General features: G+C 71.1%; 15 protein-coding genes. All 15 read right to left on the bottom strand.

Annotated features, from left to right (window positions below; all coding sequences use genetic code 11):
- Positions 1-23: 23 nt before the first annotated feature.
- Positions 24-1991, bottom strand: a complete 1968-nt coding sequence (gene asnB, locus ABFO07_RS19220) for an asparagine synthase (glutamine-hydrolyzing) (RefSeq protein WP_060148494.1) — start codon at positions 1989-1991, stop codon at positions 24-26.
- Positions 1992-2319: 328 nt separating this feature from the next.
- Positions 2320-3351 carry an EscU/YscU/HrcU family type III secretion system export apparatus switch protein gene (locus tag ABFO07_RS19215; RefSeq protein WP_059804532.1) on the bottom strand — a complete coding sequence of 344 codons (1032 nt, stop codon included), beginning with the start codon at positions 3349-3351 and terminating at the stop codon, positions 2320-2322.
- Between the two features lie 10 nt (positions 3352-3361).
- Positions 3362-4171: a type III secretion system export apparatus subunit SctT gene (gene sctT, locus ABFO07_RS19210; RefSeq protein ID WP_059880069.1), complete on the bottom strand. Its 810-nt coding sequence runs from the start codon at positions 4169-4171 to the stop codon at positions 3362-3364.
- Positions 4165-4977, bottom strand: a complete 813-nt coding sequence (locus ABFO07_RS19205) for a hypothetical protein (RefSeq protein ID WP_347469408.1) — start codon at positions 4975-4977, stop codon at positions 4165-4167. The genes sctT and ABFO07_RS19205 overlap by 7 nt, the downstream gene beginning before the upstream one ends.
- On the bottom strand, positions 4970-6367 hold the full coding sequence (sctN, locus tag ABFO07_RS19200) for a type III secretion system ATPase SctN (RefSeq protein ID WP_059994546.1): 1398 nt from the start codon (positions 6365-6367) through the stop codon (positions 4970-4972). The genes ABFO07_RS19205 and sctN overlap by 8 nt, the downstream gene beginning before the upstream one ends.
- Positions 6364-6993, bottom strand: coding sequence for a type III secretion system stator protein SctL (sctL, locus tag ABFO07_RS19195; protein ID WP_059563039.1), 630 nt, complete (start codon positions 6991-6993; stop codon positions 6364-6366). Before sctL ends, sctN begins: the two co-directional genes overlap by 4 nt.
- Positions 6975-7709, bottom strand: a complete 735-nt coding sequence (locus ABFO07_RS19190; RefSeq protein WP_347469407.1) for a SctK family type III secretion system sorting platform protein — start codon at positions 7707-7709, stop codon at positions 6975-6977. Before ABFO07_RS19190 ends, sctL begins: the two co-directional genes overlap by 19 nt.
- Positions 7706-8575 carry a type III secretion system inner membrane ring lipoprotein SctJ gene (gene sctJ / locus ABFO07_RS19185; protein WP_347469406.1) on the bottom strand — a complete coding sequence of 290 codons (870 nt, stop codon included), beginning with the start codon at positions 8573-8575 and terminating at the stop codon, positions 7706-7708. Before sctJ ends, ABFO07_RS19190 begins: the two co-directional genes overlap by 4 nt.
- Positions 8576-8630: 55 nt before the next feature.
- Positions 8631-9116: a hypothetical protein gene (locus ABFO07_RS19180; RefSeq protein ID WP_059906520.1), complete on the bottom strand. Its 486-nt coding sequence runs from the start codon at positions 9114-9116 to the stop codon at positions 8631-8633.
- A gap of 91 nt (positions 9117-9207) precedes the next feature.
- A complete protein-coding gene (locus tag ABFO07_RS19175) occupies positions 9208-9417 on the bottom strand; it encodes a hypothetical protein (RefSeq protein ID WP_026043875.1) in 210 nt (69 codons plus the stop codon).
- Between the two features lie 141 nt (positions 9418-9558).
- Positions 9559-10899 (bottom strand): type III secretion system inner membrane ring subunit SctD, encoded by a 1341-nt coding sequence (gene sctD / locus ABFO07_RS19170; RefSeq protein ID WP_347469405.1) that lies wholly within the window; start codon positions 10897-10899, stop codon positions 9559-9561.
- On the bottom strand, positions 10880-12928 hold the full coding sequence (gene sctC, locus ABFO07_RS19165; RefSeq protein ID WP_347469404.1) for a type III secretion system outer membrane ring subunit SctC: 2049 nt from the start codon (positions 12926-12928) through the stop codon (positions 10880-10882). Before sctC ends, sctD begins: the two co-directional genes overlap by 20 nt.
- A complete protein-coding gene (gene sctS / locus ABFO07_RS19160; RefSeq protein ID WP_059563045.1) occupies positions 12928-13206 on the bottom strand; it encodes a type III secretion system export apparatus subunit SctS in 279 nt (92 codons plus the stop codon). Before sctS ends, sctC begins: the two co-directional genes overlap by 1 nt.
- Complete coding sequence (gene sctV, locus ABFO07_RS19155; RefSeq protein ID WP_124481743.1) at positions 13203-15398, bottom strand: type III secretion system export apparatus subunit SctV; 2196 nt, start codon at positions 15396-15398, stop codon at positions 13203-13205. The genes sctS and sctV overlap by 4 nt, the downstream gene beginning before the upstream one ends.
- 210 nt (positions 15399-15608) lie before the next feature.
- Positions 15609-16442, bottom strand: a complete 834-nt coding sequence (locus tag ABFO07_RS19150; RefSeq protein WP_059563047.1) for an autoinducer binding domain-containing protein — start codon at positions 16440-16442, stop codon at positions 15609-15611.
- Positions 16443-16701: the final 259 nt, after the last annotated feature.

The following is a 16701-nucleotide window of genomic DNA, read 5'->3' as shown; positions in this document are numbered from 1 at the left end:
CAGGGCGACCAATGCGCGCGGCCTCACACCGCCCGCTGCGCCTCCAGCCACGCCTGGAACATCAGCACCGTCCACAGCTGGTGCTGCCAGTTCATCCGGCCGGTCTGGTGCTGCCGCCACAGGCGCTCGACCGCCGCCGCGTCGAAGAAGCCCTCCTCGCGCAGCCGCGCGGGATGCAGCAGCGCCTCGGCCCAGTCGCGCAGCGAGCCGCGCAGCCAGTGGTCGATCGGCGCGCAGAAGCCCTGCTTCGGCCGGTCGATCAGCGACGCCGGCACGTACGCATCGAGCAGGCGGCGCAGCAGCACCTTCGACTGGCCGTCGGGCAGCCGGATCTCCGCGGGCAGCCGCCACGCGAACTCGACGACGTGATGGTCGAGGAACGGCATCCGCGTTTCAAGGCTGACGGCCATCGCCGCACGATCGACCTTCGTGAGGATGTCGGTCGGCAGGTACGTGAGCGTGTCGATCGCCATCGCCTGCTCGGCGAAGCTCAGGTGCGCGGGCCACGCGCTCGCGGTGTCGAGCGGCGTAGGCGGCTCCTGCCCCGCGAGCGCGATGCGCTCGGGGTGATGCACCGCCGACATCAGCAGCCGGTACAGCCCGATGCGGCTGTCGGCCGTCATCACGTGGCCGAGCTTGTGCAGCCGGTCGCCGATGCGCGCCGGCGCGTCGCGCGCCTCCGCGCCGCCCCACGCGCCCTGCGCGACGGCCGCGAGCTGGTCCGCATGATCGGGCCGCAGCGCATGCAGCGCGGCCGCGATCCGCGCGCGCACGGCCGCCGGCACGCGATGCAGCTTGCGCCACAGGCGCGGCGTCAGGAAATAGCGCGTATAGCCGCCGAACAGCTCGTCGCCGCCGTCGCCGGACAGGCTCACCTTCACGTGCCGGCGCGTCAGCTCCGACACGAGGAAGGTCGGGATCTGCGACGCGTCGGAAAACGGCTCGTCGTAGATCGACGGCAGCTTCGGCACGGCCGCGAGCGCGTGGTCCGCGGTCACGTACAGCTCGGTGTGCCGCGTGCCGAGATGGCGCGCGACCGCCTTCGCATAGCCGGCCTCGTCGTAGCCGGCCTCGTGGAAGCCGATCGTGAACGTGTCGACCGGCGTCGCCGACTGCGCCTGCATCAACGCGACGATCGCCGACGAATCGATGCCGCCCGACAGGAACGCGCCGAGCGGCACGTCCGCCTCCATCTGCCGCGCGACGGCCCGGCGCAGCACCGCGTCGAGCTGGTCGACCGCCTCCCGCGCATTGCCCTCGAACGGCTCGTCGCGCCCCGCCTCGATCGCGTGCTCGAGCGTCCAGTACGCCCGCGCGCGCGGCGTGTCGCGCGCATGCTCGAACTGCATGAACGTGCCGGGCGGCAGCTTGCGGATGCCGCGATAGATCGTGTACGGCGCGGGCACGCTCGACTGCCGCAGGTACAGGCACAGCGCGTCGCGGTCGATCTCGCCGTCGAAGCCCGGGTAGCGGCGCAGCGCCTTCAGCTCGGACGCGAACACCAGCGCGTCGCCGATCCGGCCGTAATAGAGCGGCTTCTCGCCGATCCGGTCGCGCGCGAGCGTCAGCACGCGCGATTCGCGGTTCCACAGCGCGATCGCGAACATTCCGGTCGCGCGCTTAAGCGTGGCCTCGATGCCCCAGGCGGCGATCGCCGCGAGCAGCACTTCGCTGTCGGAGTGGCCGCGCCAGGTGGGCGCGCGGCCGGCGCGCTCGAGTTCGTCGCGCAGCGCGCGGTGGTTGTAGATTTCGCCGTTGAAGACGAGGACGTAGCGCCCGCATGCGGACGCCATCGGCTGCCGGCCATGCACCGACAGGTCGACGATCGCGAGCCGCCGGTGGCCGAGCGCGATGCCGGCTTGCGCATCGAGCCAGATCCCCTGGCCGTCGGGCCCGCGATGCGCGAGGCTTGCCGTCATCCGCGCGAGGGTCGCGCGCGCAGTCTCCTCTTCGAAGGCGACGCTAGTCAGAAAGCCGTCGATTCCGCACATGTTCTTGCCTGTCTGTTGTCCGATCCCGTCGCGCACGGCGCCCGGCGCCTTGCCGCACGCCATCGGGCGCGACGGTCGGGCCATGTTACGAAGAAATAAATCGTCAATAATTCGCGGCCCTGCGCAGTGACCCTCTAAAAAAATTGGTGTCAAGCGCCGGCAGAAAATCGGCGCTGAAAAGGGTCGCATCGAATGACGCGGCGCACGGGCCGCAACGCATACGGACGCCGAAACGAAGCGGAATACCGCTGCGCAAAGGGAAACATTGGTAGCAATCCGAAACCAGTTTCGGCAATAGATATGACGATTGCGGCGCCACCGGCAACGATCAGTTCGTGCCGGTCGCCCACTTCAGCAGCGCCGCCACCTCGCGAAAATGCTGCGCGGGAATCGTGCCGTTTTCCGGGGTGGTGTCGTACAGCGCCTGTGCGAGGCCGACGTTCGCGAGCGTCGGGCGCAGCGCGTCGCGCGCGAGCTTCACGATCCGCTCGGCCGCCTCGCCCTCGCCGCGCGCGAGCACCCACGGCAGCGAGCCGAGCCCGCCGTAGTACAGCGCGACCGCGACGCGCGGCGAATACACGACGACCGACGCGAAGTCGATGCGGTCCTGCAGCGACGCATACTGCAGCTCGCGCGCGAGCTGCCGGCGCTTCGCCTGGATGTGCGGATCGCCCTGGTCCTCCTTGTGCTCGCGGCGCACCTCGTCGATCGACATCTTCATCTTCCGGTTGAATTCGTGGCGCTGGTGGACGATGTCGATGATCGCCATCACGATGTAGATCAGCGCAGCCCAGCCGAACAGCAGCATCAGCAGCTTCACGATCAGCGCGAGGATCGACATCGGCCGCGTGAAGCCGGACTGCACCGACGGATCGAGCGACTCGACGATCAGCCAGCCGAGCGTCGCGACGAGCAGCGTCGTCTTCAGCAGCATCTTCGCGAGATTGACGAGGTTGCGCAGCGACACCATGTTCTTCAGCCCCTCGGCGGGGTTCAGCCGCGACAGCTGCGGCACGAGGCGGCTCCACGCCATCACGCCGCCCACCTGCACGAAGCCCGCGAGCAGCGCGAGCACGAGGCCCGCGCCGGCGATCTGCGCCGACAGCGTCATCCAGTCGCGCGCGGCGCCCGCGACGAGCGCCGCGAGCCGCGCGCCGGGGTCGGCCGCGCCGATCGCGTCGAACACGCTGCGAAACAGCGCCTGCAGCCGCGCGAACAGCGCGCCGAGCCCGACCGCGAGCGCCGCGCACGCGCCGACGAAGAACGCGGTCGACACCGTCTCGGCGCTCTTGGGAACATCGCCTTTCTCGCGCGCCTCGCGCAGGCGCTTCTCGGTGGGCTTCTGGTTCTTTTCGGCCATGCGCGCGCCGTCAGGTCACGCCGGGCGGCGCGAACAGCGCGCGCAGCAGCGCCATCAATCCGCTGTCGGGGCTCAGCAGCGCATGCAGCGACGCGTAGACGACCGGCAGGAACAGCACCATCATCAGCATCGCGAGCGCGCTCTTCACCGGCTGCGCGAACACGAAGATGTTCAGCTGCGGCACCGCGCGCCCGACGAGGCCGATGCCGAGCTCGACGAGCACCAGCACGATCACGACCGGCGCCGACAGCTTCACCATCCAGTCGAAGATCGTGTCGGTCTGACGCACCACGAAGGTCTGCAGCATCGACGAGAAATCCGGGCCGAGCGAGCCGATCGGCCACCACGCGTACGACTGCGCGAACAGTTGCACGAGCACCTGCAGCCCGCCCGCGGTGACGAACAGCGCGATCGCGACGAAATTCAGGAACCCTGAGGTCGGGCCGCCCTCGTGCCCGCCCATCGGGTCGAAGAACGCGGCGCTGCCGCTGCCGGTCTGGAAATCGATCAGGTAGCCGACGCCCTGGATCGCGAACAGCACCGCGCTGAACGCGCCCGCGAGCAGCATCCCGACCACCGCCTCCTTCGCGACCAGCAGGCACCACATCAGGAACGGCAGCGCGGCGACCTGCGCGGGGTCGATCACCGGCGCGACGAATGCGGCGATCACGACCGCGATCCCGTTGCGCACGAGCCCCGTGATGATCTGCTCGTTGAACACCGGCACGACGAACATGATCGGCAGCAGGCGCGGCATCACGTACAGCAGCGGCCGCAGCGTGCCCGCGATGTCGTTGAAGCCCGTCGCATGGTCTAGCATCGGCGCTCCGCGGCGGGGGCGGGCGGGAGCTCGTCCGATGCGACGGCGCGGGCGCGGCGGCCCTCGGCGCGATCGCGGCGGCCGGGTTCGCCGGCAACGATGCGCTCGCCGCCGGACCACGCGACACCCGCGGCATGCTGGCCGGCGCCACCGGTGTCGATGTCGTCACCCCGGCCCTGCGCGGTTACGGTGACGGGTACGTTTGCGTGTCCCGCCCCATCCGACGAATCGCCAGCGGCGGCCTCCCCCGCCATCTCGGCATCGAACACGGCGGCGAGCGCCGCATCGGCATCGCCGCCCATCCCTTTCGCCCACGCACCCGCCGTCGCGAAGCGCCGCATCGCGACGTCGTCGGCGAGGTCGTCGGCTTCGCGCTCGACGCGCGCGGCGCGCGCCTGCAGCGCCTTCTCGCCGGCCTTGTCGAGCTTGTCCTCGGCGGCCTTCGCCTTGCGCGCGGCGCGCTGCAGGTCGGCGAGTTCCGCTTCGTGGCCGCGATGCACGCTGGCCGCCTCGCGCACCGAATGGTTCGCGGTGCCGATATGCCAGTCGAACGTACGCGTGTCGGCCGCCGCGTTCTGCAGCGCCCGCGCTTCGCGCGCATCATCCGCGAGCCGGGTCTGCACCGCCGCTTTCGCGGCGACGTGCTGCGCGAGCCGCGCATGCGCCGCATCGAGCGTGCGGCGGCTCTGCGCGGCGATGCCCTGCTGGCGCGCGGCCGCCACGCGCGCGAGCTGGCTGCGCATCTCCCGCACGCGCTTCAGGCGCGCAAGCGTCGCGAGCACCGCGCGGTCGTCGGCTTCAGACATGGTCGTTCGCCAGCTTCGTCAGGCGCGCGAGCAACGCGTCGAAGCGCACGTCCTCGTGCGACGCCTGCGCGCAGAACGCGGCGATCGCGTCGCGCGCGCGCAGCGCGAGATCGCCGAGCCGGTCGCTGCCCTCGCGATATTCGCCGATCTGCACCAGCAGCTCGATCTCCTGGTACTTCGCGATCAGCTCGCGCACGCGCGCGGCCGCCTGCTGGTGCGCGCGGCTCGCGACGAGCGGCATCACGCGCGACAGGCTCGCGAGCACGTCGATCGCCGGATAGCGGTTCGCGAGCGCGATCTTGCGCGACAGCACGATATGGCCGTCGAGGATCGAGCGCACTTCCTCGGCGATCGGGTCGGATTCCTCGTCGCCTTCGACGAGCACCGTGTACAGCGCGGTGATCGACCCGCGCGCGCCCTGCCCCGCGCGTTCGAGCAGGCGCGGCAGCACCGCGAACGTCGACGGCGGGAAGCTGCGCCGCGTCGGCGGCTCGCCGCTCGCGAGCCCGACCTCGCGCTGCGCGCGCGCGAAGCGCGTCAGCGAATCGACGAGCAGCAGCACGCGCTGGCCCGCGTCGCGGAAATGCTCGGCGATCGCGGTCGCGACGAGCGCGGATTTCACGCGCTCCATCGCGGGGCGGTCCGACGTCGACACCACGACGATCGAACGCGCGCGCACCTCCGGCGACAGGCTGTGCTCGATGAATTCGCGCACCTCGCGGCCGCGCTCGCCCACCAGCGCGATCACGTTGACGTCCGCCTGCGCGCCGCGCGCGATCATCCCGAGCAGCGTGCTCTTGCCGACGCCGGACGGCGCGAAGATGCCCACCCGCTGCCCGACGCCGAGCGTCATCAGCCCGTCGATCACGCGCACGCCGGTCGCGAACGGCGTGTCGATCATCTGCCGCGCGAGCGGGTTCGGCGGATCCTGCTGCGTCGACGCCCACGCGGCGCCCGCCACCGGCCCGCGGCCATCGAGCGGCCGGCCGAGCCCGTCGAGCACACGGCCGAACAGGCCGTCGCCGACCGCGAACACGTGCTCGCGGCCGGACGGCACGACGGTGGTTTCCGGCGACAGCCCGGCGACGTCGCCGAGCGGCGTGAGCAGCGTCGTCTGCCGCGAGAAGCCGACCACTTCCGCGAGCAGCGTCGGCTGGTTCGGCGTGCGCAGCTCGCAGATCTCGCCGAGCCGTGCGCGGATGCCGGTCGCGTTGAGGATCTGCCCGACCGCATGGTTCACGCGGCCCTGCACCGACACCGGCGAGAAGAACGCGAGCCCCGCGTCGAGCTCGTCGACGAGGCGGCCGCGGTCGAACGGCGCGGCGTCGACGTCGGCGTCGTCGTGGTCCTGGCCGATCGGCACGCCGGCCGCGTCGAACGGCGCGCTCATCGCGCGGCGCCCTTCAGCGCGTCGCGGCGGATCGCCTGCCGCAGCGCGTCGATCTGCAGGTCGAGGCTCGCGTCGATGCGCCCCGACGGCGTCTCGACCGTGCACGCATGGCGCTCGAGCTGCGCATCCTCGACGATGCGGATCTTCTGCCGCGCCGACTGCGCCGCGAACGCGCCCGCGAGCGCGTCCCGCATCTCGGCCTCGCGGCCCGGCGCGACGCGCACCGTCAGGAACGGCTCGTCGCGCACGAGCGGCACGATCCGCGCGAGCGCGGCCTCGTACAGCTTCTGCGTGCTCGTCTCGCCGACGATCGCACGCACCGCCTTCACGACGATGTCGGCCATCGCATCCTTCATCGATTCCATCGTGCGCGCGGCGGCGAGCGACTGCGCATACGCGTGCGCGGCCGCCTCGCGCTGCGCGCGCCGCATCCCTTCGTCGTAGCCGGCCGCTTGCCGCTTGTCGAACTCGCGCTGCGCATCGGCGACGATGCGCGCCGCCTCCTCGTGTGCGGTCGCGATCACCGCGGACGCATCGAGCAGCGCCGCGTATTCGCGCTCCTTGAGCACCTTGCGCTCCGACAACAGCTGCAGGTTGTCGCTCGTGATCAGAAAAGCCAGTCCCATGACGCGAGCCTCTCGGGAATCAGAAACAGGAACAGCAGTTCGCCGAACTGGTCGCGCTGCGCGCGGTTCAGCCAGTACGGCACCTCGTCGTCGATCGCGCGGTTGAACTTCAATCGCACGCGCCGCGCGACCGCATCGCCCGACGCGCCGATGAAATCCGCGAGCAGCCGGCCGCCGCGCGCGCGGATCGCCGCGGGCAGGGCCGCCGGCTCGCCGCGCCACGGCTCGAGCGTCTCCGCGAGCGCGTCGAAGGCCGGCGCGCGTTCGAGCGCGAGGTCGAGCGCATCGCCGCCGAACTTCGCGGCGATTTCCGCGCGGATCCGCCGCACCGGCAGCGCGTCGCGCAGCCACGCGCGATGCAGCAGCAGGCCCGCATACGATGCGAGCTGTTCGAGCGCCGCGCCGGGCAGCAGCGCGAGCCGCGCGCACGGGTTCGCCGCGTCGAAGTCGTGCCGCTGCGCGACGCCGTGCGCGTCGAGCAGGTGGCGCGCGACGAGCTTCCGCCCGGCCGCGCCGAACGCGTCCGGCGAGCGGTAGCGCGCGGGCCAGTCGGCCGGCACGCGCGTCACGTGCAGGTAGCGGTCGGGCCGCAGGTTGAAGTCGCAGACGAGCCCGTAGAACGCGCCGCGCCGCGCGGCGGGCGGCGGCGCGAGCGGCTGCAGCCAGGGCAGCGGCACGGCATCGCCCGCCGCGTGCGGCGCGTGCGGATCGCTCATGCGCCGTCGCGCGCGCCGTCCGGCGCGCGCAGCGTGCCGCCGCCGGCCGGCGGGTTGGCGCCGCGCGCCGCGCCGACGAGGCCCGCGAGCCGCGCGCCGAACATCCCGCGCCGCGCGGCCGACAGCGCGATCACCGCGCAGGTCAGCAGGATCAGCGCGAACACGAGCCAGCCGAGCGGCGAACGCAGCCGCACGATGTCGGTCAGCGCGCCGGCGATCCCGTCGACCCGCGCCGCGCGTTCGGCAGCCGGCTGCAGGAACAGCGACACGTTGTCGTACTGCAGCCCCTCGATGCTGTGCGCCACGAGATCCTTGACCATCGGCGCCATCGCGCGCAGGTCGATGCCGGGCCGGTAGCGGATGTAGACCGCGGCCGACGACGGCCGGATCTTGTCCGCGAGCGGGTCGTTCTCGGGGATCACGACCTGCACGCGCGCGACCACCACGCCCTCGATGTCCTGCAGCGTGCGCGACAGGTCCTGCGACACGCCGTACAGGTAGCGCACGCGCTCCTCGGCCGGCGTCGACACGAGCCCCTGCTTCTGGAACAGCTCGCCGAGGCTCGCGTAGCTCGGCTTCGGCAGCCCGTTCGCGCGCAGCACGCCGAGCGCCGCGTGCAGGTCGCCGTCCGCCACGCTCACCTGCCACGCGCCGCGGTCCGACGCATCGCGCGCGTCGTTGTCCTTCGCCGCGCTGATGCCCGCATCGCCGAGCACCGCGATCATCTGGTTCGCATCGACCTCGGTGAGGCCGGAGTACAGCTCCTTCTGGCAGCCGGCGAGCAGCACGAGCATGCCCGCGAGCAGCGCGCGCGCCGCCCGGCTGCGCCACGCGGCAGCGCGCGGCGTCGAATCGATCGTCGTCATCGTATGTCCGCGTTTCCGGCGCGCGCCGCCTCGCGGCCACGCGCGCCCCTGTGCGTCACTCCTGCGTCTTCAGCACGGTGTGCGTGAAGCCGTTCGCCGCCTGCGCGACCGACAGGCTCAACTGGTATTCCGAAATCGTGGTGGTCGCCGTCCACTGGAAATCCATCGCCTTCACCATCGTCATCAGCGGGTCGCTGCGGTTGTCCGCCATCGACGTCAGCATCTCGGTGCGATGCCTGTCGATGTTCGCGTACCGCGCGTCGAGGTCGTTGCCGTACGTGCGCAAACGCTCGACGAGCGACGACGCGTTCGCCTGGGCCGGCGTCATCCGCACCGTCGGCGCCGCATCGGGCCGCACCTGCGCGGCGCGCGCCGACGCGCCCGACGCATGGGCGGCCGATGCATCCGCCGCCGGCGCGCCCGGCTGCATCAGCGCGTCGAACTGCCGGACCTGCGCCGGGTCGGACGCCGCGCCCGCCTGCTGCTGCGCGCCGCTCGCGAGCGCGGCCGCGCCCGGCGCGCCTACGCCTGTCACTGACATGATCTGTCCTCCTTGCTGCGGGTCGTGTCCATCCGTGCCGACCGGTCCGCAACCGGCCGCGCCGCGTGCGCGGCACGGCCGGCGGCCGGCGTCATGCGCGGCCGGCGGAACTCAGGTGTTGCGCAACCTGGGCGTTCGCCGTCCCCTCCTGCGCGGTCACCGCGTTGCTGGTTTCGAACGTCGCCGTCGACTGCTGCACCTGGAAGTTGATCTTCGTCAGCTCCAGCTGCGTCTTGGTCAGGTCGTCCGCCTGCTTCTGGACATCGCCCGTATTCGTCACACCGCCTGTCGAGCCACCCATGTTTCGCTCCTTTACGTAAGGTTCCAGTCCACGCCGGCGGCAGCCCCATGCTGCGCCGGCCACGTGAGCCGCCGCCCGCAGGCGGCGCCTCGCGTCCGTCGCGCCCCGCGCATCGCGCGCGGCGCCTGATTCGTCGCGGCGCTATCGCGCCGCCCCGCTTGCCACTGCATGCGCGCCCGGCAGCACGGGCCCCGGCACCGGCTGCGCGACGCCCGCCGCCGCGCCGCTCGCAAGCGGTGTCACCGGCGGCACGGGCGGCGCCAGCGCGCGCTCGGGCGCGGCTGCCGGCACGCCGCCGAGCGGCATCGTGATCCGCTGGCCGTTGCGCTCGAACACCACTTCGTCCGCGCCGATCGACACGACGCTCGGCCCGTCCTTCAGCTTCGCGCCCTCGAAATAGCGGTTGCCGTCGACCGTCTCGATGTAGCGCTGGTCGCCGTCGCCCGCGAACACGGTCGTGATCTCCGGAATCCCGGCGGTGCCGCCGAGCGTGGCCGTCACGCGCGGCGCGGCGGCTTGCGCGTCGCCCACGTGATCGACGACTTCCAGCGCCGGGCGCGCGTCCTTCATGTAGTTGCGGATGCGCGGCTCGATCTGCGCGCGCGCGGCCGTGCCGGTCAGCTCGATGCGGCCGCGGCCGAGATACGACACCGTCAGCGCCGTATCGCTGAAATAGGTCTGCGCGGTCGCGACGAGATCGCTCACCACGTAGAGGTTGCCGAGCGCCGCGTTGTCGACGCCCGCGACGATCTGCGCGACGCGCTCGCGTGCGGCCGCGTCGCTCACGTAGCCGGACACGATCACGCCGTCGTCGCGCGGCGTCACCGCCAGTTCCGGATACGCATGCAGCAGCTGCTGCAGCCGGTGCGTGCGCGCGAGCACCGATTCGTGCTGCCACGGCAGCCGGCCCGACCACGCGACGAGCCCGTAGCCGAGCGCGCCGAGCAGCACGCCGACCCACAGCGCAACGACCGCGAGCACGAGCCGCCGGCTGCCGAGCCGGCGCAGCCCACCCGTGAGCCAGCCGAGCCAGGCCGCCTCGCGCGCGGCCTCGGGCGCGTCGCGCTCGTCCGGCACCGCGACGCTCGCCTGCGCGTGCCGCGCGATGCCGAGCCGGATCGAGCCGACCGTCACGACGTCCTGCGGCGTCAGCGAGCGGCGCCCCGCGCCGAGCGGCGCATCGTTGAACAGCACCGGCGCGCCGGCGTCGCCGCCGTGGTCCTGCACCGTCACCGCGAGCGCGCCGACCTGCAGGCACACCTGCTTCGCGCCGATCTCGCGATCGGGCAGGATCACCTCGCAATCGGCCGACGTGCCGATCCAGTTCGCGCCGCGCGCGAGCGACATCGTGCGGCCGTACATCGGCCCGCTCAGGAAGCACAGGTTCCACGGCGAGACGAGCGCGGGCGCGGCCGCGCCGCTGCCCGCGCCGCCGGGCGCCATGCCGTCGCCGCCGTGCGGTTCAGTGATGCTCGTCGACATGGGTGGATGCTCCTGCGGTCGTCGCCGTCGCGGGCTGCGCGGCCGCGTCCTTCGGCGGCGGCAGCGCGGGCGGGCCGAACTTCGTGCCGGGCAGCGGCTTCGGCGTCAGCGGCACCGCGACGTCGTTGTCGGGCGGCCGGTACATCGACAGCCCTTCGGGGCCCGCCGCCGCGCCGGCGCCCGGGTTCACCGGCGCGCCGTCCGGCGCGTACATCGACGCGGCCGTCACCACGCGCGGCGTCAGCAGGTAGAAGCGCTCCATGTGGTTGCCCGACTTGTCGGTGTACTTGAACAGGTTGCCGATCAGCGGAATATCCGACAGCCACGGCACGCCGCTCTTGTTCAGCCGCACCTCGTCGTCGTTGAAGCCCGCGATCAGCAGACTCTTGCCTTCGTCGATCATCGTCTTCGTGACGATGTTGCGCTGCTGGATCACCGGCACGTTCGACACCGACGCCCCCGGCACGATGTTGCCGTCCTGGATGTCGATCGACATCATCACGCTCTGCGGGTTGCCGGCCGCCGCGGCGGCGGCCCGCGCGGCCTCGTCGACGATCATCGGCGTGACCTTGATGCTGGTGCCCGTCGTCACGCTGTACAGCGACGAATCCTGGTAGCCCTGCACCTGCACGTAGAACTGCGTGAGGTTCTCGAGGATGGCCTCGGTGTTGTCGAGCGCGAGCACCTTCGGCTTCGAATGCAGCTGCGCCTGCCCCTTCTGCGCGAGCGCGTTCACGCGCGTCAGCAGGTAGTTGCGCAGCGAGCCGCCGATCGACGCCGTGAGCGCGATGCCGGTCGGCATGAACGCGCCGGTCTGGCCGGTCTCGCTCGTGCCGACGCCGAACGTGAGCGGCGGGTTGCCCGCGCCGTTGAACTGCGAGTTGCCCTTCAGCGGGCTCGCGCCGTTGCCGATCTGCACGTCGCCGTGCTTCGTGTGCAGCCGCCAGTCGATGCCGAGGCTGTCGAGCGAATCCTCGTTGATGTCGATGATCGTCACGTTGATCTCGACGATGCGCGGGCGCTCGTCGAGCTGGCTGATCAGCGACTGGTAGCGGTACATGTTCTCAGGCAGGTCGCGCACGATCACCGCGTTGATCGCGGGGTCGGCGACGATCTGCGGCAGCGTGTCGCCGCCGCCCGCGCTCGAGAACGGCGAGAACGCGCCCGCCGCGTCGCTGCTGCCGCCGCCGTACGCGCCCGAGCGCGGGCCGCCGGAGATGTCCGGGAAATCGAGGCGCGGCACCGCGATCGTCAGCCCCGAGCCGAGCTTCACCTGGCGCGCGGCCTGCCCGAGCGGCGCGCCCGCGGGCGTCAATCCCGCGCCGCCGCCGCCCTTGCCGAACAAGCGGTTCAGGATCGTCGCGACGCCCGGCACCGTGACTTCCTTGCCCGAGCGGTTGATCGTGAAGTCCGACGCCCAGCCGTACTTGAGGCGGAACGCGCGGATGTCCGCATGCTGGCCGTTCGCGGCCGGATCGCCGACGGTGCCGATCGCCTGCCGCACGAGCTCGACATAGCGGCGCGGCCCCGACACGTACACGCTGTTCGCGCGGTCGTTGATCACGAGCGTGAAGCGCTTGTCGGCGATCTGCATCGCCTGCAGCGCGCGGCCGACCTCGCCCGCCGCGTTCGGCGGGATCGGGATCATCTGCGTCTGCGACTGGTCGGCCGGATCGACGTACAGGAACGAGCCGTCGTAATACCAGGTGAGCCCGTAGGTCGAGCAGATCGTGTCGAGCGTCTGCTGCGGCGTGCCCGAGAAGCGGCCGCTGATCACGCCGTCGACCTTCGGGTCGACGACCGCCGTCACGTCCTGCGACGCGGCCAGCTCGCGGATGAAATCGGCGATCTTCTTGCCGTTCGCGACGATCGTGAACGGCTTGTTGCGCCAGCGCAGATCCGCGGCGCGCGCGGGCTGCGCGAGCGTCATGCCCAGCGACGCCGACAGCAGCGCCGTCGCGCACAGCGCAAGCGCGGCCCGTTGCAGGCTGCGGGGTTGGAACCAGACCGAGGCAACGCGTCGGCGCATCAAAGGACTCCTGTGGAAGAAACGAACATGCGTTCGAGCGCCTGCTGCGCGAAGCGCAGCACTTCGCCGCCGAGCCAGCCGGACAGCAGCACGAGCGCGACCATCACGGCGATCAGCCGCACCGCGATGCCGATGTTGGCGTCCTGCACCTGCGTGACCGCCTGCAGGATCGCGACGACGAGGCCCGTGACCGTCGCGATCGCGACGATCGGCAGCGACAGCAGCAGCACCAGCATCAGCGCCTGGCGGGTGAGATCGAGAATCGTCGAGGGGCTCATCGCGCGCCCCCCGGTGCACGCACGTCGGCGCCCGCGCCGAGCGTGCCGTCGTCCGGCGGGTTCTTGACCCAGCCGACCGTGTGCAGCTGCACGTCTTCCTCGATTTCCTGGTACGACAGCACCGCGAGATCGGGCAGCACCGGCTGCAGGATCGTCTTCACGTAGCGGCGCGCGCCGAGCGCGACCATCACCGCGAGCTGCGCCGCGCCGTGCGGGCCGCCGGCGCCGGCCGCCTGCGCCGCTTGCACGACCGCGCGCACCTGCTCGCCGATGTCCTGCTTCACCGCGCTCGACAGCGCGAGGAAATTGCCCTGCTTGGTGCGCATCACCGCGCTTTCGATGCGCTCCTGCAGGTTCTGCTCGAACAGCACGACGCGCAGCTGGCGCGTCTCGCCCGCGTGGCGATCGGTGATCATCCGGCGCAGGTCGACGCGCACGAGCTCGACCAGCGCGATCACGTCGTCGGGCTCGTTCGGCGCCCACGTGATGAGGCTCTCGAAGATCACGCGCAGGTTGCGGATCGGCACCTGCTCGGCGAGCAGCCGGCGCAGCACCTCGGTCACGCGCTGCAGCGGCACGAGCCGCGTCAGCTCGCCGACGAGCTCGGGGTGGTCGCGCCGCACCAGATGCACGAGCGCCTGGGTTTCCTGGATGCCGAGCAATTCGTCCGCATGCCGGCGCACGACCTGCTCGACGTGCGCGGCGAGCGCGGCTTCGCTCGCGAGCCACTTGCCGTCCGGCGCCGCGCCGTCGGGCTTGATCCACAGCGCGGTCGCGAACGGCCCGAACGCCTCGGCCGGCTGGCGCTCCGCGCGCTCCGGCAGCGGCGACGCGCCGTCCCACAGCAGCCAGCCCGGCTTCAGCGCGCCGTGCGCGGCGAGCACGTCCTGCAAATAGATCCGGTAGGTGCCGGCCGCCGCGCCTTCGTCGTCGTTCAGCGTGATGCGCGGGAACACCGTGCCGATGTCGGCATCGACGCGCGCCTTCGCGCTCGACAGCGCCGACTGCAGCTGCGCGAGGTTCAGGCTCGTGCGCAGGTCGTCGGCGAGCGACACCGCGATCAGCGACGTGACGCCCGCCGCGTGCGCCGCCTTCGCGGGCTGCCCGTCGTCGGCCGCGCCGATGCGCCCCGCGAGGTGGATCAGGTTGAAGCTCGGCGCGATCGTCTTGCGCTTGAGCTGCGTGAACGCGAACGCGCCGAGGCCGCCCGCGATCAGCGCGAACGACCACTTCGGGAAACCGGGCACCACCAGGAAACCGGCCAGCACGAGCGCGGCGATCAGCAGCGCGCGCGGGTGCGCGCCGAGCTGCTCGCCCAGCTGCTCGCCCAGCTGGCGCTGGCGCGCATCGCGCGTCGCAACCCGCGTCGTCACGATGCCCGCGGCGATCGACACGAGCAGCGACGGAATCTGCGAAGCCATCCCGTCGCCGACCGTCAGGATCGCGTAGCGTTGCAGCGCGTCGCCGATGCCCATCCCGTGCATCAGCGTGCCGACCGCGATCCCCGCGACGATGTTGATGAACGCGATCACGAGCCCCGCGATCGCGTCGCCCTTCACGAACTTCATCGCGCCGTCCATCGCGCCGTGCATCTGCGATTCCTGCTCGAGCTTCTCGCGGCGCTCGCGCGCGTCGTCGGCGCTGATGATGCCCGCGCGCAGGTCGGCGTCGATGCTCATCTGCTTGCCGGGCATCGCGTCGAGCGAGAAGCGCGCGCCGACTTCGGCCACCCGCTCCGATCCTTTTGCAATCACGATGAACTGCACGACCGCGATCACCAGGAACACCACGCCGCCCACCACCACGTTGTTGCCCACCACGAGGCGGCCGAACGCGTCGATCACGTGGCCCGCGTTCGCATGCAGCAGGATCAGCTTGCACGACGCGATGTTCAGCGCGAGCCGGAACAGCGTGGTGAACAGCAGCAGCGCGGGAAACGACGAGAAGCTGACCGCCGACGGCACGTAGGTCGACACCGTCAGCAGCACGACGCTCGCCGCGAGGTTCAGCGAGATCATCCCGTCGAGCGCGACCTGCGGCAGCGGCAGGATGAACAGCGCGACCACCGCGACGATGAACGCGGCGAGGAACAGATCGGCGCGCGGCGACGCGCCGAGGCGGCGCGCGGACACGCCGCGGCCGGCGGAAAACATCCGCTGCCAGTCGCGGGGAAGCGCCTTCGGTTCTGCCATCGTGTCGTCGCCCTCTCGGAATCGCGAACGGGCATGGGCGACCGCGCCCCCGCCGCGCGCGGTGCTTTTGAATGCGACGAGTGTAGCGACGGGATACGGGGGAAAAAGGCACCCGCCTCGTAGCACGGCGGGCGGTTTGTCAGGGGCGGACGAATCGGACTACGAAACCCCGGCGGCAGGCCGCACGACGCGCCGCCGGAACCGTTCCCGTCATGCGCGCAGGCGCCGCCCGGCGAGATACGCGAGCTGCGCGCGGTTCTGCACGTTGAAGAGTTTTTCGAGCGAGCGGATGTGATGGCCGACCTTGTGCAGCGACGTGCGCAGCGCGCTCGCGATCTCCTGGTCGGACAGCCCGTGCACGAGACGATCGAGCACCGCCTGCTGCTCCTGGCCGAGCGCGAAGCCGCGCGTGCGCGCGATGCGCGCCTCGAGGAACGGCAGCGCGACGCGGTGCACCGCGAGGCTGACCGACAGCGCGCCGCCGATCACGCGATCGTCGATCCAGTCGGTGTCGTGCGCCTCGGCGGTCAGGTTCACCGCCACCCGCAGGTCGAGCCGCGGCGCTGACAGGCTGAAGATCACGCCGCTGTTCATCGCATGCGCGCGCAGGTGGCCCGCGAGCGCGAGCACCTTGCGGTCGCCGCCGCGCTGCGCGGCCGCCTCGATCTCGTCGAGCCGCCATGCAACCGGAAAGCCGCTTTGCCGCACCTGCGCGAAACGCGGATCGGTTTCGTAGAGCATCTGCTCGATATACGGCTGCATGAACGTCGGCGGCGCGAGATCGCGCAACAGGTGCGCGCAGAGAATGCGCCGCCCGATCATTTCATATGCGCCATAACCGAGCGTGCTGAAACCGATTTGACGCAGACGTGCATGGCATTGCGCAAAGTCGAATGCGCCCGGGTCGGATTTACCGGATGCATATTGAATGGCGGTAAGAACCTCCCGGTTCGCCGCCTGGAAACTGCTCGAATACGCGGCGGCGACCGCCAGGTCGGCCTGCGAGAACCACTCGACGAGTGGCGTACCGTCAGCATGTGTCATGAGGAGCCCGCCCCTTTTCCCAATTAGGTCTATCCAGCAGCCCCGACACGACTTGGTCTTTTTTTTGTGATCTGGTTACGATCCGATTCACGCCTCTGCATGAAACTTTCAGCGCGATTAGTATTACGGCATATTACGCGCACACAGGCATTTTTGTACAATGCCCCCGCACTTCGTCAGGATGACGATCGGCGTACATAACACACGATGTTTCGATCGCTGCGCTGCGGGCCGCCGTTGACGAAACGGCGTCGCGGCG

The sequence above is a fragment of the Burkholderia stagnalis genome (genome assembly GCF_039848545.1).
Classification (GTDB): Bacteria; Pseudomonadota; Gammaproteobacteria; order Burkholderiales; family Burkholderiaceae; genus Burkholderia; species Burkholderia stagnalis.
Note: the sequence above shows the minus strand (reverse complement) of the source record. Positions and strands in the feature narration are given on the sequence as shown.